The following is a 20,118-nucleotide window of genomic DNA, read 5'->3' on the forward strand; positions in this document are numbered from 1 at the left end:
CGCCGAGGCGGCTGAGCCCGTCGAATCGCTACTGCGCGGCGCGCTCGAGGATGAGCTCGCGGACGCGTGCAGCGTCCGCCTGGCCCTTCATCGCCTTCATGACCGCGCCGATCACGGCACCGGCGGCCTGGACCTTGCCGTCCTTGATCTTGGCGAGCACGTCGGGCTGCGCAGCGAAGGCCTCGTCGATCGCGGCGATCAGCGCGCCGTCGTCAGACACCACGGCGAGTCCGCGCGCGTCGATGACCTCCTGCGGAGTGCCCTCGCCCGCGACGACGCCTTCGAGCACCTGGCGTGCCAGCTTGTCGGTGAGCGTGCCCGCATCGATGAGCTTCTGCAGCGCGACGACGTTCTCCGGGCTGATGAGCTCGGAGGCGTCCTTCTCGTGTGCGTTGGCGAGGCGCGAGATCTCGCCGGTCCACCACTTCCGGGCCGTCGCGGGGGTGGCTCCGGCGGCGATCGTCGCAGCGACCTCTTCGAGGACGCCGTTGTTGCGCACATCCTGGAACTCGAGGTCGGTGAAGCCCCACTCCGTCATCAGGCGACGACGACGGGCGACCGGCTGCTCCGGGAGAGCCGCGCGCAGCTCCTCGATCAGCTCGGCGGCCGGCTGCACGGGCAGCAGATCGGGCTCCGGGAAGTACCGGTAGTCATCGGCATCCGACTTCGGGCGTCCCGGCGACGTGGTGCCGGTGTCCTCGTGCCAGTGCCGCGTCTCCTGCGTGATCGTTCCGCCGTCGGCCAGGATCTGCGCCTGACGCTGGATCTCGTACCTCACCGCGCGCTCGACCGAACGCATCGAGTTCACGTTCTTGGTCTCGGTGCGCGTGCCGAGCTTCTCGGTGCCGCGCGGACGGAGCGAGATGTTGGCGTCGCACCGCAGGTTTCCGCGCTCGAGCCGAGCCTCGGAGATGCCGAGACCACGGACGATGTCGCGGATCGTCTGCACGTATGCTTTGGCGACCTCGGGGGCACGGTGCTCCGTGCCGGTGATCACCTTCGTCACGATCTCGACCAGCGGCACACCGGCGCGGTTGTAGTCGACGAGCGAGTACTCCGCACCCTGGATGCGTCCGGTCGCGCCGCCCATGTGGGTCAGCTTGCCGGCGTCCTCCTCCATGTGCGCACGCTCGATGGGGATGGTCACGGTCGTGCCGTCCTCGAGCTCGACCTCGACCGACCCCTCGAACGCGATCGGCTCGTCGTACTGCGAGATCTGGTAGTTCTTGCCGAGGTCGGGGTAGAAGTAGTTCTTCCTCGCGAAGCGGCTGGACTCCGCGATCGAGCAGCCCAGCGCGAGGCCGAGGCTGATCGATGAGCGGATCGCGGTCTCGTTCACGACCGGCAGCGCGCCGGGAAGACCGAGGTCGACCGGTGCGATGAGCGTGTTCGGCTCGGCCGCGTGATACTTCTCGTTGGCCGGGTTCGGCGCATCCGAGAACATCTTCGTGTTCGTGTTGAGCTCGACGTGCACCTCGAAGCCGAGGACGGGCTCGTACAGCTCGAGCGCCTTGTCGAAATCCATGAGCTTGGCGGTGGCCATCAGCGGGTTCCTCCGGTCAACTGGGGTGCGCGGCTGAGGAGCGGTGCTCCCCAGGCGTCGAGCAGCACGGTCTCGAGCGCGGCGCCGACCTTGTACAGACGAGCGTCCTCGCGGGCGGGAGCCAGGAACTGGATGCCGACCGGCAGCCCGTCCTCCTCGGCGAGTCCGCTGGGGATCGAGATCCCCGGGACGCCGGCGAGGTTCGCGGGGATCGTCGTGACGTCGTTCAGGTACATCTGCAGCGGATCGTCGATCTTCTCGCCGATCTTGAAGGCGGTGGTCGGCGCCGAGGGCGTCGCGATGACGTCGACGTCGGCGAACGCGTTCGCGAAGTCCTGCTGGATGAGGGTGCGCACCTTCTGCGCGCTGCCGTAGTAGGCGTCGTAGTAGCCCGCTGACAGCGCATAGGTGCCGAGGATGATGCGGCGCTTGACCTCGTCGCCGAACCCGGCGTCGCGGGTCGCCGACATGACGTCCTCGACGGTCGGGTTGCCGTCAGGAGTGACGCGCAGCCCGAAGCGGACGGAGTCGAACTTCGCCAGGTTGCTCGAGGCCTCAGCGGGGAGGATCAGGTAGTACGCGGCGACACCGTACTCGAAGTGCGGCGCGCCGATCTCGACGATCTCCGCCCCCTGCGCCTCCATCAAAGCGAGCGCGCTGCGGAAGGATGCCGCGACGCCGGGCTGGAAGCCGCTGTCCGGCAGCTCCCGGATGACGCCGACCCTGAGGCCCTTCAGCACGTCGCCGCGGGCGCCCTCGCGAGCGGCATCCGCGAACGACGGCCAGGCATCGCGCAGCGACGTGGAGTCCTTCGGGTCGTGCCCGCCGATGACATCGTGCAGCAGACCCGCGTCGAGCACGGTTCGCGTGACGGGGCCGACCTGGTCGAGGCTCGAGGCCAGGGCGATCGCCCCATAGCGGCTCACACCGCCGTAGGTGGGCTTCACGCCGACCGTGCCGGTCACGTGTGCGGGCTGACGGATCGATCCGCCGGTGTCCGAGCCGAGCGCGAGGGGTGCCTCGAAGGCGGCGACGGCGGCCGCGGAACCTCCGCCGGAGCCGCCGGGGATGCGGTCGAGATCCCACGGGTTGCGGGTGGGGCCGTAGGCGGAGTGCTCCGTGGAGGAGCCCATCGCGAACTCGTCCATGTTGGTCTTGCCGAGCGGGATGAGGCCGGCGGCGCGCGAGCGTGCCACGACCGTCGCGTCGTACGGCGAGCGGTACCCCTCGAGGATGCGCGATCCGCTGGTGGTGGGCTGATCGTGGGTGACAAGCACGTCCTTGATGGCCAGCGGGACGCCGGCGACCGGGCCGAGGTTCTCGCCGGCGGCGCGCTGCGCGTCGACCGCGGCGGCCGCTTCGAGAGCGCCGTCGTTCACATGCAGGAATGCGTGGACGTCGCCGTCGACGGCGGCGATACGGTCGAGGTGGGCCTGCGTGGCCTCGACACTCGAGATCTCGCGGGATGCGAGCTTGTCGGCGAGCTCCGCTGCGCTCAGTCGGATGATGTCGCTCACTGCTCTTCTCCCAGGATCGCGGTGACGCGGAAACGGCCGTCCGCGGCATCCGGAGCGTTCTGCAGCACCTGCTCGTGCGTCAGGGTCTCTCCGACGACGTCAGGACGGAAGACGTTGCTCAGCGGAATCGGGTGGCTGGTCGCGACGACGTCGGAGGTGGCCACCTCCGACACCTTGGCGATGTTGTCGACGATGGCGTCGAGCTGGCCCGTGAGCCGCGTCACCTCGTCGTCGTTCAGCTGGATACGCGCGAGCACGCCGAGATGGCGCACGAGATCAGGGGTGATTTCAGACACCCCTCCAGTCTAGGTCGTGGCGCCGACCCGTCGTGGCGTGCGCCCGACGCGGTACTCGTCCGTGACGACACCGCTCGCGTCGCGATGGCTGGCGACCAGTTCGAGCGGAGACCGTCCCGTCTGCGGCGGCGCGACGGGTCGACCGGAGCCCAGCAGCATCGGCGCGATCCGCAGGCGGAGGATGTCCACCTCACCAGCGCGGAACAGAGCATCGGTGAGCTGGAGGCTCCCCCAGATCGCGATGGACCGATACTGCGTCTTCAGGGACCGGACGGCGTCGACAGGTCCGTCGCGCAGGATCTCGATCTCACCATCGCCCCACGGAGCCCGGTCGAGCGTGCGACTCACGACGAACTTCGGCAGACGGTCGATCGGCGCGGCCACCGCGTCTTCCGACGGTTCCGTCTGAGGCCAGTAGGCGGCGAACAGCTCGTAGGTCCGCCGACCGAAGAGGATCGCGTCGACGCCGGCCAGCCACCGCATCTGCTCGGTGTCGGTGCGGGTCTGATCGCCGAAGTCGACGTCGTCGAAGAAATCGATCCCGCCCGCTGCATCCATCGCGTATCCGTCCGCGGAGACGATCTGCTCGATCGTGATCTCACCCATGTGCTCCACCCATCTCTCGTTCAAACTCGCTGATGGCCTCCCGCCATCCCGTCCACACGCTGTCCTCGCGCCCGGTGTCGTCGACGTGTCCGCGCAGGCGGAACACCATCTCCGTGCGTCCGCCGTCGATCGTCGCGAGCCGGACCTCGAGTTCCGCGACGGGTTCGTCGGGAGCACCCCACGTGCACCGGAGCAGCTCCGGTTCGCGCACCTCGAGGTACTCCCCTCCGCTCGCGTGCGCCGTGCCCGCCTCGTCGACCATCGAGAATCGGAACCGCCCGCCTGCGCGAAGGTCGACGAACACGGATTCCTCGGGTGTGCGCAGACCGTGCGGATGAAGCCAGCGCGCCATCACCGACGGCTCGGTCCAGGCGCGCCACACGCGCTCCCGCGTGGCGTCGAAGACGCGCGTGATCTCGAGCTCCCGCTCGCTCATCGCCCGGGCGCCGTCTGCGCGGGATCGGCTTCGGCGAGCACCGCGTCGAGCTGATCGAATCTGGTCTGCCACGCCTGGCGATTGCGCTCCACCCAGGCCGCGGCCTCGTCCAGTGGCTCATGCGAGAGCGAGCACACGCGCCACTGCGCCCTGGCCCGTCTTTCGATGAGCTTGGCCTTCTCGAGCACCCGCAGATGCTGCGAGACGGCCGGAGCGCTCATCGAGAAGGGGGCACCGAGCTCGCCCACGGTCGCGTCTCCGCGGCTGAGTCGTTCGAGCATGCTCCGTCGGGTCGGATCCGCGAGCGCATGGAACACCATGGACAGTTCGTCCGTCGCCGTGGGCATCGTCACCTCCTGATTAAGTACTTTCTTAATTACACCCGGCGTCCGAGAAGCTGTCAAGCCTCCGCCGCCTTATGCTGGGCTCGTGAGCCCGTTCCAGCCTCCTCGTCCATGGGTCGCCAGCTACGCCGCCGGTGTTCCCGAAGACCTCGCTCCCGTCGAGGGATCGCTGATCGACATCGTCGCGGCATCCGCCAGGGACTACCCCGAGGCCCCTGCTCTGCAGTTCTTCGGCAGAGGGACGACGTACGCCGAGCTGCAGGATGCGATCGACAGAGCCGCAGCCGGGCTTCGCGATCTGGGCGTGCGGGCCGGCGATCCGGTCGCGATCGTGCTGCCCAACTGCCCGCAGCACATCGTCGCCTTCTATGCGGTGCTCCGCCTCGGTGCCGTGGTGGTCGAGCACAACCCGCTCTACACCCCGCGGGAGCTGCGCAAGCAGTTCGAGGACCACGGCGCGAAGCATGCGATCGTCTGGAACAAGGCCGTCGCCACGGTCCAGGAGTTCCCCACCGACCTCTCCGTCACGAACCTCATCTCGGTCGACGTGACACGGGCGATGCCGTTCCTCACCCGCTTCGCCCTGCGACTGCCGGTCGCGAAAGCGCGGGAGTCCCGCGCCGCACTCACCGAGAAGGTACGCGGCACCGTCACCTGGGACGCACTGGTGGCCTCCGCGCCCATCCCCGCGTCGCACCCGAAGCCGTCCACCGACGACCTGGCCATCATCCAGTACACGTCCGGGACCACCGGCACGCCCAAGGGCGCCTCGCTCACCCACCGGAATCTGCTCGCGAACGCGGCGCAGGCGCAGGCGTGGGTCCCGTCGATCCAGCGCGGCAAGGGCTGCGTCGTGTACGCGGTGCTGCCGATGTTCCACGCATACGGCCTCACGCTCTGCCTGACCTTCGCGATGTCGATGGGTGCCCGGCTCGTGCTCTTCCCCAAGTTCGATCCCGACCTCGTACTCGATGTGGTCAAGAAGCACCCCGCGACGTTCCTGCCGCTGGTGCCGCCGATCGCCGACCGCCTCCTCACGGCCGCGAGGGAGAAGGGTGTCTCCCTCGAAGGCATCGAGGTGGCGATCTCCGGCGCGATGGCGCTGCCGCACGAACTCGTCGTCCCGTTCGAGAAGGCCACGCACGGCTATCTGGTCGAGGGCTACGGCCTCAGCGAGTGCTCTCCGGTGCTGATGGCCAACCCCGTCGCCGAGCACCGGGTGCCCGGGACTGTCGGGCTCCCCCTGCCCGGGACCGAATGCCGCGTCGTCGAACCGGAGAACCCGACCGTCGACGTGCCCGATGGGACCGCCGGTGAGCTCGTCGTCCGCGGACCGCAAGTCTTCTCCGGGTACTACGGCAAGCCCGAGGAGACCGAGGCGGTCTTCGTCGACGGCTGGTTCCGCACCGGCGACATCGTCACGATCGACGACGCAGGTTTCATCCGCATCGTCGACCGCATCAAGGAGCTCATCATCACCGGCGGGTTCAACGTCGCACCGACCGAGGTGGAGAACGCGTTGCGACAGCATCCTCAGGTGGCGGATGCCGCGGTGGTCGGACTCGCGAGCGCGCACTCCGGCGAAGAGGTCGTCGCGGCGATCGTCGTCGACAGCGGAGCGGACGTGGATGTCGAGGCGATCCGCGAGTTCGCCCGCGGCATCCTCACCCCCTACAAGGTGCCACGACGCATCTTCGTGGTCGACGAGCTCCCGAAGTCGCTCATCGGAAAGGTGCTCCGCCGGCAGGTGAAGGAGAAGCTCGTCGCGCTGACAACGGGCTCCTGAGGACGCCCTCACAGGCGCCGACATCTTCGGGGCGCTACCCTTGGGAAGTGACTCCTGAAGATGCAGTGCTGACCGACGCCCCCGAGGACTCCCCCGCGACCCCCGGATTCGAGGAACTCGGCATCACCGGGCCCGTCCTCAAAGCCATCAAGGACCTCGGATACGAGACCCCTTCTCCGATCCAGGCCGCGACGATCCCGACCCTGTTGTCGGGACGCGATGTCGTCGGCATGGCGCAGACCGGAACCGGCAAGACCGCCGCGTTCGCGCTGCCCGTGCTGGAGCGACTCGACGTGTCGCAGAAGATCCCCCAGGCCCTGGTGCTGGCCCCGACGCGAGAGCTCGCGCTGCAGGTCTGCGAAGCCTTCGAGTCCTACGCCTCGAAGATGAAGGGCGTCCACGTGCTCCCCGTCTACGGCGGTCAGGGCTACGGCGTGCAGCTGTCCGCGCTCCGCCGCGGTGTGCACGTGATCGTCGGCACGCCCGGGCGCATCATGGACCACCTCGCCAAGGGAACCCTCGATCTGTCCGAGCTGAAATACCTCGTGCTCGACGAGGCCGACGAGATGCTGAAGATGGGCTTCGCGGAAGACGTGGAGCAGATCCTCGCTCAGACGCCCGCCGAGAAGCAGGTGGCCCTCTTCTCGGCGACGATGCCGCCCCAGATCCGTCGCCTCGCGCAGAAGTACCTGCAGGACGCCGAGGAGATCAGCATCACCTCGAAGACCGCGACCGGCACCAACATCACGCAGCGCTACCTCGTGGTGTCGTACGCGCAGAAGGTCGACGCGCTCACGCGCATCCTCGAGGTCGAGAACTTCGACGGCATGATCGTCTTCGTCCGCACGAAGAACGAGACCGAGACCCTCGCCGAGAAGCTGCGAGCCCGCGGATACTCCGCCGCCGCGATCAACGGCGACGTGCCGCAGGTGCAGCGCGAACGCAGCGTGAACCAGCTGAAGGACGGCAAGCTCGACATCCTCGTCGCCACCGACGTCGCCGCCCGCGGGCTCGACGTGGAACGCATCAGCCACGTCATCAACTTCGACATCCCCACCGACACCGAGTCGTACGTGCACCGCATCGGCCGCACCGGGCGCGCAGGCCGCTCGGGCGATGCGATCAGCTTCATCACCCCGCGCGAGCGCTACCTGCTCAAGCACATCGAGAAGGCCACCCGTCAGCAGCCGGCGCAGATGCAGCTGCCGAGCACCGAGGACGTGAACACCACGCGCCTCAACCGCTTCGACGACGCGATCACCACGGCGCTGTCCGAGACCGGTCGCATCGAGGCCTTCCGCGACATCGTCGCGCACTACGTGCGCCATCACGATGTTCCCGAGGGCGACGTCGCAGCGGCACTCGCGGTCGTGGCGCAGGGCGACAAGCCGCTGCTGCTCGACCCGGCCAACGACCCGCTGACGCGGGCGGTGGAGGCCGACAACCGTCCGCCGCGCGAACGCGCCGGACGCGATGCCCGGGAGCCGCGCACCGAGCGTCGCGGTCGCGGGGACTACACCGCATACCGCATCGAGGTGGGCCGACGTCATCGGGTCGAGCCGCGTCAGATCGTCGGCGCGCTCGCGAACGAGGGCGGCCTCGGTCGTGACGACTTCGGCGTGATCAACATCCGCCCCGACTTCTCGACGGTCGAACTGCCTTCCAACCTCAGCCCTGCCGTGCTGGAGAAGCTGCGCGACACGCGCATCTCGGGACGCCTGATCGAGATCAAGCCCGATCGGGGCCCCGCGGGCCGTCGCAGCAGCGGTCCTCGCGAGGGCGGCTACGAGCGCCGTGATCGCGACGACCGCCCCGCGCGCAGCGACCGCGAGGACAAGCCGTTCCGCAAGCCGCGTCACAAGGGCTGAGCGAGAAAACCTCTCAGCATCGCCCGAGAACGCCGCACGGATCACGCCGATCCGTGCGGCGTTCCGGCGTCCGGTCGGTGCCGGCACCCCGGCGCTACACCGATTCGCGGGCGAGCTGTGCGGCGATGTCGATCAGCGGTTCAGGATGCGCGAGCAGGGCACGCTGCTCCGGATTCGCGATGAGATGCGCGAGCAGACGATGCGCACCGTCGATCGTGGGCGCCCAGTAGCCTCCGACGTGGTGGCGACTCAGCGGCATGACCTGCTCTTCTCCGTCGACGGTCAGCGTCAGGGCTCCATCATCGGGGTCGACTCCGAGGTCGGAGAGCGCGACCGCGGTCAGCGCCCCGAGCACGATCGTGCCGACGAGACCGGGGAGCCGGAATCGCGTGGTCGGCACATCCAGCTCGATACGCTCCACCCGCGACCACGGCACGATGCCCCGGCTATCGACCCCCTCCCGGAGGATCACCGCATCCGGCGTGAGTCGGAGGTGGTTCCGCCCGGGGTCGCCGACGGCCAGCGCATCGGGGACGGCGATCAACGGTCCGTAGCGCTTCATGCGAGGGCGTCAGGACCCTCGGTCACGAGGATGTGGAACTGCGCCGCGTCGAGGATGCGGATGCCGAGCTCCTCGGCCTTCCCGAGCTTCGAGCCGGCGCCGGGGCCGGCCGCGACGAAGTCGGTCTTCTTCGAGACGCTCGAGGCGGCCTTGCCGCCCGCGTTGATGATGGCCTCCTGGGCGCCGTCGCGGGTGTAGCCGTCGAGGGAACCCGTCGCGACGATCGTGAGCCCTTCGAGCACACCGCCGGCAGCGACCGCAGCGCCGGGACCAGGATGCCCGGGAGTCGCCCACTGCACACCCGCCTCGGCCCACTGCCGCACGATCTCCTGGTGCCAGTCCACATCGAACCAGGCGAGCAGCGAATCCGCGATGATCCCGCCCACTCCCTCGACCGATGCCAGCTCATCGCGGGAGGCGGCGCGGATCGCATCGAGTGAGCCGAACCACTGCGCCAGCGCCCGTGCGGCGACAGGACCGACGTGACGGATGTTCAGCGAGACGAGCAGCCGCCAGAGTTCCTTCGTCTTGGCCTTCTCAAGCTCAGCCAGCAGGGTGACGGCCTGCGACGACGGCTGCGGACCCTCGGCTCCGGCCTTCTTCTCGGCCGCGGTGGGGTTGCGCCGGAACGGCGAGCGGGTCTTGACGAGTCCGTCGTCGTCTTCCTTCGGGAGCCCGGTCTCGGCGTCGCGGACGAAGAGCTCGATGGGCACGAGCTGGTCGATCGTCAGAGCGAACAGCCCTGCCTCGGTCTCGAGAGGAGGCACGGCAGGCGACGTGGGTTGCGTCAGCGCGGCGGCGGTCACCTCGCCGAGCGCCTCGACGTCGAGCGCGCCGCGAGACCCGATATGCTCGACACGACCGCGCACCTGCGCAGGGCAGGAGCGCGCGTTCGGGCAGCGGAGGTCGATGTCGCCCTCCTTCATCGCCCGCAGCGGTGTTCCGCACTCCGGGCACTCGACCGGCATCACGAACTCGCGCTCGGTCCCGTCGCGCTTCTCGACCACCGGTCCGAGCACCTCGGGGATCACGTCGCCGGCCTTGCGCAGCACGACCGTGTCGCCGATCAGCACGCCCTTGGCCTTCACCACATCCTTGTTGTGCAGCGTCGCCTGGCGCACCACGGAACCGGCGACCTGCGCCGGGGCCATCACGGCGAACGGCGTCGCACGACCGGTGCGGCCGACCGAGACGACGATGTCGAGAAGCTTCGTCTGCACCTCCTCGGGCGGGTACTTGTACGCGATCGCCCAGCGCGGCGCACGGCTCGTGGCGCCGAGTTCGTCGTGCAGCTCGAGCTCGTCGACCTTCACGACGATGCCGTCGAGCTCGTGCTCGATGTCGTGCCGGTGCTCTCCGAAGTACTCGACGAACGAGGCGACCTCGTCGATCGAGGCGCACACCTTCGTGTGCGGGCTCGTCGGCAGGCCCCACCCGGCCAGCAGGTCGTAGACCTCGCTCTGCGCCCCGACCGGCGGATTCGCCCAGGCGCCGACGCCGTGCACGTAGAGGGCGAGCGACTCGATGCGCAGGAGCCCGGCCTCGAGCTCGAGCCCGTCCTTCTTGTCGATCTGCTGCCGGAGGCCGCCGCTCGCCGCGTTCCGCGGGTTCGCGAAGGACGGGAACCGCCGTGCGGCCGCGGTGCGGGCCTTCTCCTCATCGAAGGGCTTCTTGGCGCCGCCACGCGCCTCCCAGCGCGCGAGCGCGTCGCCGTACGCCCGGTCGCGGAACGCCGCCTGCGCGGCGTTGAGTCGCTCGAACGCCGCGACGGGGATGAAGACCTCACCGCGCACCTCGACGATCTCCGGGTGCCCCTCCCCGCTGAGCCGCTCGGGGATCTCGGGAAGCCGGAGCGCGTTCTCGGTGACGATCTCGCCCACGCGCCCGTCTCCTCGCGTCGCCGCAGAGGTGAGCACGCCGTTCTCGTAGCGCAGGTTGATGGCGAGCCCGTCGATCTTCAGCTCGGTGAGCCAGGCGACCTTCCGTCCCGCAGAGGCCTGGGTCTTGGCCGCCCACTCGCGCAGCTCTTCGATCGAGAAGACGTTGTCGAGGCTCAGCATGCGCTCGGCATGCTCGATCGTGGCGAGGCCCGTCGCCTCGGCGGCGCCGACCATCTGCGTCGGAGAGTCCTGCCCCTGCAGCTCGGGATGCAGTCGCTCGAGCTCCTCGAGGCGATGCATCCAGCCGTCGTACGTGAAGTCGTCGACGACGGAGGTGTCTCGCCCGTAATAGGCGTCTTTCGCCTCGAGGATGCGAGTGGTCAGCTCTTCGGCTTCGGTTCGGGCGTCTTCCAGCGAGATGTTCTCCGGCACCCCGTCAGTCTACGAGCGGGCGCCGACATCCAGCGAGAGCTACGCGCCGACGGGAACAGCCGACACCGTGGTGTCGATCGTGAACTGACCGAGCACGCGGGTCCCCACGTAGAGCACCGCGGTCTGCCCCGGCGCGACGCCGTCGAGTGGGATCTCCGGCACGACGCGCACGCCGTCGTCCGACACGGTGGCGACGGCCGCGACGGGCTCGGAATGCGCCCGGATCTGCACGTGGCAGTCGAAAGACGACTCGACGGGCCCCGCACCTGCCCAGCTGAACCGCTCCCCTGCGATCTCCGCGATCGCGAGGGCCTCCTTCGGGCCGACGACGACCGTGTTCGACACCGGGCGCACCTCCAGCACGAACCGCGGCTTGCCGTCGGCTGCCGGCACGCCGAGCTTGAGTCCTCGGCGCTGTCCGACCGTGAAGCCGTGCGCCCCCTCGTGCGAACCCACGACGGCGCCGGAGCGGTCGACGATCTCACCGGTGGCGGTGCCGACCTTCTCGGCCAGCCAGCCCCGGGTGTCGCCGTCGGGGATGAAGCAGATGTCGTGGCTGTCGGGCTTCTGCGCCACCGTGAGGCCGCGGGCCTCCGCTTCGGCGCGCACGATCGCCTTCGAGGGGGTCGTGCCGAGCGGGAAGTAGGTGTGCGCGAGCTGCTCGGCCGTCAGCACCCCCAGCACATAGGACTGATCCTTCGCGTTGTCCGAGGCCCGATGCAGCTCCAGTCCCTGCTCGCCGTCGATCAGGGTGGCGTAGTGCCCGGTGCACACCGCGTCGAAGCCGAGCTCGATGGCCCGCTCCAGAAGAGCGGCGAACTTGATCTTCTCGTTGCAGCGCATGCAGGGGTTCGGGGTGCGTCCGGCCTGGTACTCGGCGATGAAGTCATCGATCACGTCGTCGCGGAAGCGCTCCGAGAAGTCCCAGACGTAGAACGGGATGCCCAGCAGGTCGGCGGCGCGGCGCGCGTCCAGGGCGTCCTCGATCGTGCAGCATCCGCGGCTTCCGGTGCGCAGGGTGCCGCCGGCTCGCGAGAGCGCCAGGTGCACGCCCACGACGTCGTGCCCCGCCTCCACGGCACGTGCGGCCGCGACGGCGGAGTCCACTCCACCGCTCATGGCTGCAAGGATCCGCATGAGACCAGTCTACGAGCGCGCGCCTGTGCCGGACCCGGATGCCCGATCGTAGGCATCGGCGATCGCGGCGAGCACCGCGTCGACATCGGCATCCGTCGACGTCCGGCCGAGCGAGAACCGCAGCACGCTGCGCGCATCGCGCTCGCTCCGCCCCATGGCCATCACCACGTGCGACGGCTCCGCGACTCCCGCCTGGCAGGCGGAGCCGGTGGATGCCGCGACACCCGCGACGTCGAGGAGGAACAGCAGACTCTCCCCCACGGCTCCGGGGAACAGGATGTGCGCGTTGCCCGGAAGCCGGCGGACCGGATCGCCGAGGAGCTCGGCTGCGGGGACGGCCGAGCGGATGCCCGCGACGAGACGGTCGCGCAGTGCCGACAACCGGACGGCCTCGCCGGCGCGCTCCGTCTCGGCGAGCTCCAGGGCGGTCGCGAAGGCCGCTGCCCCGGCCACGTCCTGCGTCCCGGCACGGAGTCCGCGCTGCTGCGCGCCACCGCGGAGCATCGCCGTCAGCCGGGCCGTCCTCGCCGCGACCAGGATGCCGACGCCGACCGGCGCGCCGATCTTGTGACCGGCCAGGCTCAGTGCGACGAGCCCGACGCCGGGGGCCGCATCCGCCCGCAGCCCACGGAAGGAGAGGGGAAGATGGCCGAGGGCGGCGACCGCGTCGAGATGGAGCGGCACTCCGGCGGACGCGCTCGACGAGGAGAGCACCGCCGCATCGTTGACGGTGCCCGCCTCGTTGTTCGCGACGAGGGCCGTGGCGAGGGCTGCTCCGGGGAGCTGCTGAGCGAACGCGTCGACGTCGATGCCGGCCAGCGCGGTCACGCCGACGCTCCGCACCCGCGCGCCCTCGTCGATCAGGGCAGCGACGGTGTCCATCGTGGCGTGGTGCTCGGCATCCGGCAGCACGATCGCCTCCGTGCCGTCGGGACGCGAACGCCACAGTCCCTGCAGCGCGAGGTTGATCGACTCGGTGCCGCCCGAGGTGAAGACGATCTCGATCGGATCGGCATCCAGGACGGCGGCCACGCGCTCGCGCGACTCCTCGAGCAGACGCCGGGCGTCCTGCCCCGCGCCGTGCGTGGACGACGCGTTGCCGACCGTCTCGGTGGCAGCCAGCCACGCATCGCGCGCCTCAGGCCGCAGAGGCGCGGTCGCCGCGTGGTCCAGGTAGTGCCGCATCCCTCGATTCTCTCGCGAATCGGCGCGGCAGAGGCGACTGCGCGATGGAACCGAGTGCGATCTGTCATGGGACTGCAACACATCCCGCCTATGGTGTACTCATGCCCGAGTCCCGAGACTTCACCGCGCCCGGCGGTCCAGCCCTCGACAACCTCGGCGTCCGTCTGCACGACGGCGTCGGGACCCTCCGTATCTGGTCGCAGAACGCCTCCTCCGTGGAGCTGGTCGTCTTCGACGCGACCGACCTCGACTGGGCGACCGACGAGGTCCCGCTCGAGCGACGCCCCGGCGGCATCTGGGAGGTCACCACGCCGCTCCTGCAGCCCGGCGTCCGCTACGCGATCCGCGTCGGCGGTCCGCACGGCCCCGGCAACACGTTCAACCCGGAGAGCCTGCTGCTCGATCCCTACGCGCGGGGCCTCGCCCAGGGCGACGGCTACGAGGAATGGCGCTCTGTCGTCATCGTCGACGGCTTCGACTGGGGCGACTCGCAGAAGCCGCGCGTCCCCCTCGACCGGACCGTGATCTACGAAGGCCACCTCAAGGGCCTCACCAAGAGGCACCCCGACGTGCCTCCGGCTCTGCACGGGACGTATGCCGGACTCGCCCACCCGGCGATGATCGAGCACCTCCACTCGCTCGGGGTCACCTCGGTCGAGCTCCTCCCCGTGCACGCGTTCGTCCCCGAGCCGCGCCTGCTGGAGCGCGGGCTGACCAACTACTGGGGCTACAACACCCTCAACTTCTTCACGCCCCACACCGCGTACGCCACCGAGGAGGCCCGCAAGGAGGGCCCTGAGGCCGTGCTCGCCGAGTTCAAGGGCATGGTGCGCCTGCTGCACGAGGCCGGGCTCGAGGTGATCCTCGACGTCGTGTACAACCACACCTCGGAGGAGGGAATCGGCGGTCCCCGTTCGAGCCTGCGCGGCATCGACAACGCGAGCTACTACCGTCAGGACGAGACGGGCAGGTACATCGACACGACCGGCTGCGGCAACACGCTGAACACCTCCACGGATGCCGGGGCGCGGCTGGTCCTCGACTCGCTCCGCTACTGGGTTCAGGAGATGCAGATCGACGGCTTCCGCTTCGATCTGGCCGCCGCGATCGCCCGGGACGGCGCGCACACCTACACGCCGGAGCATCCGCTCCTGACGGCGATCGCCAACGACCCGGTCCTCGCCGAGACGAAGCTGATCGCCGAGCCGTGGGACGTCGGAATGGGCGGCTGGCAGACCGGGAACTACCCGGCGGGGTGGCATGAGTGGAACGATCGCTACCGCGACCGGGTCCGCAACTTCTGGCTCAGCGACATCGACTACGCGCGGCGGGCCTCCGCCCCTGTCGGCATCGGCGGCTTCGCCACCCGGCTCGCCGGGTCGTCCAACACCTTCAGCGAGGCACGTGGTCCCCTGGCCAGCGTGAACTTCGTCACCGCCCATGACGGTTTCACCCTGCATGACCTCGTCGCCTACGACGTCAAGCACAACGAGGCGAACGGCGAGCAGAACCGCGACGGCGCCGACATGAACCGTGCCTTCAACCACGGTGTCGAAGGGCCCACCGACGATCCGACCATCCTGGCGGCCCGCCGCAAGGCGATGCGCAACCTCCTCGGCACCCTGCTCCTGTCCGCGGGCATCCCGATGCTCACCGCCGGGGACGAGGTCGGACGGACACAGCGCGGCAACAACAACGCCTACGCGCAGGACTCCGCGATGACATGGCTCGCCTGGGAGTTCGAACCCTGGCAGAAGGATCTCCGCGCGCACGTGGCGCGGTTGATCAGCCTGCGCGCCGAGAACCCCGCGCTGCGCCCGAGCAAGTACGCGCGGCTCGGCGAGCACATCCCGAACGCCTCTGTCATGGACTGGTTCGATCAGAACGGCGAGACGATGGAGAGCGCCCAGTGGGCGGACCCGCGGAACCGCACGCTCCAGTACGTCGCGGCTTCCACGCCCGACAAGGAGGCGGCCAACCGGATCCTGCTGATCGTCCATGGAACCGAATCGCCCATCGATGTGCGTCTCCCCGACGAGATCGAGGACGCGACGCGTTTCGTCTCGCTGTGGTCGAGCGCCGAGGAGCGCCCGTCGGATGCCGCGGAGGTGTTCGCCCCTGGTGACGTCCTGCCCATCCCCGGCACCTCCATGCGCCTGTTCCGGGTCGAATGACATCGGTCTCCGACCCACCCCGGTGATCGCTTCCCGCGACTACCGCTGGGCGGTACGTTGAGGGGGTGGCTGCACGTGGTGGTACTCGGTCCTCGGCTCTCCGGAGCCCCGCTCAGATCCCGACGCGCCCCGGTGACGCCGTCACGATCGCGGAGGACACGCGCACGCCGCGCCTCCCGCTCCTGAACGGCTCGCCCGCGGTGCCTGGCGGGTTCCCCGCGAAGGCGTTCGTCGGCGAGGTGGTCCCGTTCAGCGTGGTGTCGTTCCGCGAGGGACACGACATCATCGGCGTGCATGTGCGGCTGACTGCTCCCGACGGGGAGGAGACCCTGCATCGGCTGTCCCCGCGGCTCGACGGCACCGACACCTGGTCCACCGAGATCGCACTCGATCTCCAGGGTCGGTGGAGCTATCGGTTCGAGGCCTTCTCCGACGACTTCGCCACCTGGGCCCATGCCGCAGAGCTGAAGGTCGCCGCCGGCGTGGACGTGCCGATCATGGCGGCCCTCGGAGCACAGCTCCTCACGAGGGCGGCGGCAGAGAAGGATCGACCCGCCGCGCAGCGCAAGCGCCTGCAGGCCGACGCCGCGTCGCTGGGCGGTGGCGACGCCGCGACGACGATCGCGCTGTCGACGGATGCCGCTCTCGCGCAGATCTTCGCGGATCGGCCACTCGCGAGCCTCCGCTCCGTCTCGGCACCGCAGCCCCTGCTCGTCGATCGCGTCACCGCGGGCGTCGGCGCCTGGTACGAGTTCTTCCCCCGCTCGGAGGGCGCGCGCCGTCTGAAGGACGGCAGCGTCAGGACCGGCACGTTCCGCACCGCCGCGAAAAGACTGCCGGGCGTCGCGCAGATGGGATTCGACGTCCTCTACCTGGTCCCCATCCATCCGATCGGGACGACGAACCGCAAGGGGCGCAACAACACCCTGGTCGCGGAGCCGTCCGACCCCGGATCGCCCTATGCGATCGGCGCCGCGGAAGGCGGGCACGACGCGATCCACCCGGATCTGGGCACGGCCCAGGACTTCCGCGCATTCGTCCGCGCCGCCCGGAAGGAAGGGCTCGAGGTCGCGCTCGATCTCGCCCTGCAGGCGTCGCCGGACCACCCGTGGGTCGCCGAGCATCCCGAGTGGTTCACCACGCTCCCCGACGGCACCATCGCCTACGCCGAGAACCCCCCGAAGAAGTACCAGGACATCTACCCGCTGAACTTCGACAACGATCCGGCCGGCATCTACGCCGAGATGCTGCGCATCGTCCGGCACTGGGTCGCGCAGGGCGTGAAGATCTTCCGGGTCGACAACCCGCACACCAAGCCGCTGCAGTTCTGGGAATGGCTCATCGGGACCGTGAACGCCGAGGACCCCGACGTCATCTTCCTGGCCGAGGCGTTCACCCGCCCGGCGGTCATGCGCGCGCTCGCCGCCGTCGGCTTCCAGCAGAGCTACAGCTACTTCACATGGCGGAACACCAAGGCGGAGCTGGAGGAGTTCCTCACCTCGGTGTCGCACGAGACCAGCGACTACATGCGCCCGAACCTCTTCGTGAACACGCATGACATCCTCACCGAGTACCTGCAGTTCGGCGGCAGGGCCGCATACCGGATCCGCGCGTGCATCGCGGCCACGGCAGCGCCGATCTACGGCGTGTACGCCGGGTACGAGCTGTTCGAGAACGTCGCTCGACCGGGCTCAGAGGAGAACATCGACAACGAGAAGTACGAGTTCAAGGTGCGGGACTGGGCGGGTGCGGAGGCGCGCGGCGAGTCGCTCGCCCCGCTGCTGCGTCGACTCAACGAGATCCGGTCCGCTCATCCTGCGCTGCGGCAGCTCCGCAACTTCGAGACGCACTGGAGCGACGACGACTCCGTCCTCGTCTACAGCAAGCACCTGGACGCGGCGTTCACCGGCACAGGCGCGGCCGACACGATCATCGTCGTGGCCAACGTCGATCCGCACTCGGTGCGCGAGACGACCGTCCATCTCGACACGACGCGCTGGGGCGTGCCCCTCGGCGAGTCCTTCGAGGTGGAGGACCTGCTGACGGGGGCCGTCTGGACGTGGAGCGATCACAACTACGTGCGGCTCGACGCCTTCGCCGAACCGGTGCACATCCTGAAGGTGAAGGAGCGATCATGAGCTACGTGGAAGACGCGACAGCGTCCGCCGACTGGGAGGCCATCGCCTCGGCAGAGCACCACGATCCGCACTCCGTGCTGGGCGCGCATCCGATCAAGGATGCCGCCGACCGCACGGTCACCGTCGTGCGCGCCCGCCGTCCCCTCGCCGCATCCGTCGACGCGGTGTTCGGCGACGGGAGCCGCCTCGCGCTCTCGCACGTGGCCCACGGCATCTGGGAGGCCCAGCACGCCGGCCCGCCGCTCTCCTACCGCCTCGCCACCGCCTACGGCGACGACGAGGAAACCGTCCAGGGCGATCCGTACCGGCACTCCCCCGCGCTCGGAGACATCGACCTGCACCTGATCGCGGAGGGGCGCCACGAGCGGCTGTGGGAGGTTCTCGGCGCCCATCCCCGCACTCTTGACGGCGAGCAGGGCGTCTCCTTCGCCGTCTGGGCGCCGAACGCCTCGGCCGTCCGCGTCGTGGGAGACCACAACGGCTGGAACGGCGAGACGCACGCGATGCGTTCCATGGGCGTCAGCGGCGTCTGGGAGCTGTTCATCCCGGATCTTCCCCAGGGCACGAAGTACAAGTACCAGATCCGCACCCGGGACGGCGCCTGGATCCTCAAGGCCGACCCGATGGCGCTCGCCGCCGAGGTGCCGCCCAACACGGCATCCGTCGTCACGTCGTCGTCGTACGTCTGGACGGACGGCGCATGGATGACCCGACGGGCGGCGACGCACGCGGTCGCGCAGCCGCTGTCGGTCTACGAGGTGCATCTCGGGTCCTGGCGACATGGTCTGGGCTATCGCGACATCGCCGAACCGCTCATCCGGCACGTCACGGATGCCGGCTTCACGCACGTCGAGTTCATGCCGCTCGCCGAGCATCCCTTCGGGGGCTCCTGGGGCTACCAGGTCAGCGGGTACTACGCGCCGACCAGCCGATTCGGATCCCCCGACGACCTGCGATACCTGATCGACCGGCTGCACCAGGCGGGCATCGGCGTGATCATGGACTGGGTGCCCGGTCATTTCCCCAAGGACGCCTTCGCGCTCGCGCGATTCGACGGGCAGCCTCTGTACGAGCACCCCGACCCTCGGCGCGGCGAGCACCAGGACTGGGGCACGCTCATCTTCGACTACGGCCGGAACGAGGTGCGCAACTTCCTGGTCGCGAACGCCCTCTACTGGTTCAGCGAGTTCCACGTCGACGGTCTGCGTGTCGACGCGGTCGCCTCGATGCTGTACCTGGACTATTCGCGGAACGCCGGCGAGTGGGAGCCGAACATCCATGGCGGTCGAGAGAACCTCGAGGCCATCCGCTTCCTGCAGGAGGTCAACGCGACCGCCTATCGTCTGCACCCGGGCATCCTGATGATCGCCGAGGAGTCGACGAGCTTCCCCGGCGTGACGGCGCCCACCGACCACGCCGGTCTCGGCTTCGGCTTCAAGTGGAACATGGGGTGGATGAACGACTCCCTCCAGTACATCGAGCGCGACCCGATGTACCGCTCCCACCACGAGGGCGAGATGACGTTCTCGTTCGTGTACGCCTTCGGCGAGAACTATCTGCTGCCGATCAGCCATGACGAGGTCGTGCACGGCAAGTGCAGCCTGCTGGCGAAGATGCCGGGCGACCACTGGCACAAGCTCGCCAACGTCCGCGCCTACCTCGCGTACATGTGGGGGCACCCGGGCAAGAAGCTGCTGTTCATGGGACAGGAGTTCGGGCAGATCGCCGAGTGGTCCGAGGGCCGCGAGCTCGACTGGTGGCTGCTGGACCAGCCCTCGCACGTGCAGCTGCAGAGCTTCGTCGGGGCGCTCAACCACACCTACCGGGCCCAGGCGCCGTTGTGGGAGCGGGACAACGACGGATCGTCGTTCTCGCGGCTCGGTGCACCGGCGTGGGAGCCGACGGTGATCGCGTTCGAGCGTCGCGACGCGCACGGCGGCAGGCTCGTCGTCGTCAGCAATTTCGCCGGCGTCGAGCGCACGGGCCACCGCCTGGTGCTGCCCCGCGAGGGCGTCTGGCAGGAGATCCTCAACACGGATGCCGCGGACTACGGCGGCCGAGGCTCAGGCAACCTCGGCATGGTCATCGCCCACGCCGAGGGCGACGGTGCGCCGACGGCCACGGTCACGCTGCCGGCGCTGTCGACGCTCTGGCTGCGTCACCAGCCGGAGCCGCACGTGCCGACGATCACGAACGGCTGAGCGAGGGAGCGCT

General features: G+C 69.3%; 15 protein-coding genes. 5 read left to right on the top strand and 10 right to left on the bottom strand.

What is annotated here, in order from left to right; all coding sequences use genetic code 11:
- Window positions 1-28: 28 nt before the first annotated feature.
- The 6 genes from gatB to MRBLWH11_RS15455 are packed head-to-tail and all read right to left on the bottom strand — an operon-like array spanning window position 29 to window position 4,745.
- Window positions 29-1,543 (bottom strand): Asp-tRNA(Asn)/Glu-tRNA(Gln) amidotransferase subunit GatB, encoded by a 1,515-nt coding sequence (gene gatB / locus MRBLWH11_RS15430; protein WP_341945463.1) that lies wholly within the window; start codon window positions 1,541-1,543, stop codon window positions 29-31.
- Window positions 1,543-3,060, bottom strand: a complete 1,518-nt coding sequence (gene gatA, locus MRBLWH11_RS15435; protein ID WP_341945464.1) for an Asp-tRNA(Asn)/Glu-tRNA(Gln) amidotransferase subunit GatA — start codon at window positions 3,058-3,060, stop codon at window positions 1,543-1,545. Before gatA ends, gatB begins: the two co-directional genes overlap by 1 nt.
- A complete protein-coding gene (gatC, locus tag MRBLWH11_RS15440) occupies window positions 3,057-3,356 on the bottom strand; it encodes an Asp-tRNA(Asn)/Glu-tRNA(Gln) amidotransferase subunit GatC (protein ID WP_116635038.1) in 300 nt (99 codons plus the stop codon). The genes gatA and gatC overlap by 4 nt, the downstream gene beginning before the upstream one ends.
- Before the next feature lie 9 nt (window positions 3,357-3,365).
- Complete coding sequence (locus MRBLWH11_RS15445; protein ID WP_341947842.1) at window positions 3,366-3,962, bottom strand: dihydrofolate reductase family protein; 597 nt, start codon at window positions 3,960-3,962, stop codon at window positions 3,366-3,368.
- The gene (locus tag MRBLWH11_RS15450; RefSeq protein WP_341945465.1) at window positions 3,955-4,398 is read right to left on the bottom strand and encodes an SRPBCC domain-containing protein; all 444 of its coding nucleotides are present in this window, start codon (window positions 4,396-4,398) and stop codon (window positions 3,955-3,957) included. The genes MRBLWH11_RS15445 and MRBLWH11_RS15450 overlap by 8 nt, the downstream gene beginning before the upstream one ends.
- Window positions 4,395-4,745 (bottom strand): metalloregulator ArsR/SmtB family transcription factor, encoded by a 351-nt coding sequence (locus MRBLWH11_RS15455; RefSeq protein ID WP_341945466.1) that lies wholly within the window; start codon window positions 4,743-4,745, stop codon window positions 4,395-4,397. The genes MRBLWH11_RS15450 and MRBLWH11_RS15455 overlap by 4 nt, the downstream gene beginning before the upstream one ends.
- Window positions 4,746-4,827: 82 nt before the next feature.
- Between MRBLWH11_RS15455 and MRBLWH11_RS15460 the strand changes: the two genes are divergently transcribed.
- Window positions 4,828-6,528 (top strand): long-chain-fatty-acid--CoA ligase, encoded by a 1,701-nt coding sequence (locus MRBLWH11_RS15460; RefSeq protein ID WP_341945467.1) that lies wholly within the window; start codon window positions 4,828-4,830, stop codon window positions 6,526-6,528.
- Window positions 6,529-6,593: 65 nt separating this feature from the next.
- On the top strand, window positions 6,594-8,396 hold the full coding sequence (locus MRBLWH11_RS15465; protein WP_341947843.1) for a DEAD/DEAH box helicase: 1,803 nt from the start codon (window positions 6,594-6,596) through the stop codon (window positions 8,394-8,396).
- A gap of 94 nt (window positions 8,397-8,490) precedes the next feature.
- On the opposite strand, the gene MRBLWH11_RS15470 is transcribed toward MRBLWH11_RS15465, so the two are convergent.
- The 4 genes from MRBLWH11_RS15470 to MRBLWH11_RS15485 are packed head-to-tail and all read right to left on the bottom strand — an operon-like array spanning window position 8,491 to window position 13,592.
- Window positions 8,491-8,958: a hypothetical protein gene (locus MRBLWH11_RS15470; RefSeq protein WP_341945468.1), complete on the bottom strand. Its 468-nt coding sequence runs from the start codon at window positions 8,956-8,958 to the stop codon at window positions 8,491-8,493.
- Window positions 8,955-11,270 carry an NAD-dependent DNA ligase LigA gene (gene ligA / locus MRBLWH11_RS15475; RefSeq protein ID WP_116635045.1) on the bottom strand — a complete coding sequence of 772 codons (2,316 nt, stop codon included), beginning with the start codon at window positions 11,268-11,270 and terminating at the stop codon, window positions 8,955-8,957. The genes MRBLWH11_RS15470 and ligA overlap by 4 nt, the downstream gene beginning before the upstream one ends.
- 39 nt (window positions 11,271-11,309) lie before the next feature.
- A complete protein-coding gene (gene mnmA / locus MRBLWH11_RS15480; protein WP_116635046.1) occupies window positions 11,310-12,407 on the bottom strand; it encodes a tRNA 2-thiouridine(34) synthase MnmA in 1,098 nt (365 codons plus the stop codon).
- A gap of 9 nt (window positions 12,408-12,416) precedes the next feature.
- A complete protein-coding gene (locus MRBLWH11_RS15485; RefSeq protein WP_341945469.1) occupies window positions 12,417-13,592 on the bottom strand; it encodes a cysteine desulfurase family protein in 1,176 nt (391 codons plus the stop codon).
- Window positions 13,593-13,693: 101 nt separating this feature from the next.
- Between MRBLWH11_RS15485 and glgX the strand changes: the two genes are divergently transcribed.
- The 3 genes from glgX (at window position 13,694) to glgB (ending at window position 20,105) form a co-directional block, all read left to right on the top strand.
- Window positions 13,694-15,766 carry a glycogen debranching protein GlgX gene (glgX, locus tag MRBLWH11_RS15490; RefSeq protein WP_341945470.1) on the top strand — a complete coding sequence of 691 codons (2,073 nt, stop codon included), beginning with the start codon at window positions 13,694-13,696 and terminating at the stop codon, window positions 15,764-15,766.
- 65 nt (window positions 15,767-15,831) lie between these two features.
- Window positions 15,832-17,904 (top strand): alpha-1,4-glucan--maltose-1-phosphate maltosyltransferase, encoded by a 2,073-nt coding sequence (locus tag MRBLWH11_RS15495; protein WP_341945471.1) that lies wholly within the window; start codon window positions 15,832-15,834, stop codon window positions 17,902-17,904.
- Window positions 17,901-20,105, top strand: coding sequence for a 1,4-alpha-glucan branching protein GlgB (gene glgB, locus MRBLWH11_RS15500; protein WP_341945472.1), 2,205 nt, complete (start codon window positions 17,901-17,903; stop codon window positions 20,103-20,105). Before MRBLWH11_RS15495 ends, glgB begins: the two co-directional genes overlap by 4 nt.
- Window positions 20,106-20,118: the final 13 nt, after the last annotated feature.

The sequence above is a fragment of the Microbacterium sp. LWH11-1.2 genome (assembly GCF_038397745.1).
Classification (GTDB): domain Bacteria; phylum Actinomycetota; class Actinomycetes; order Actinomycetales; family Microbacteriaceae; genus Microbacterium.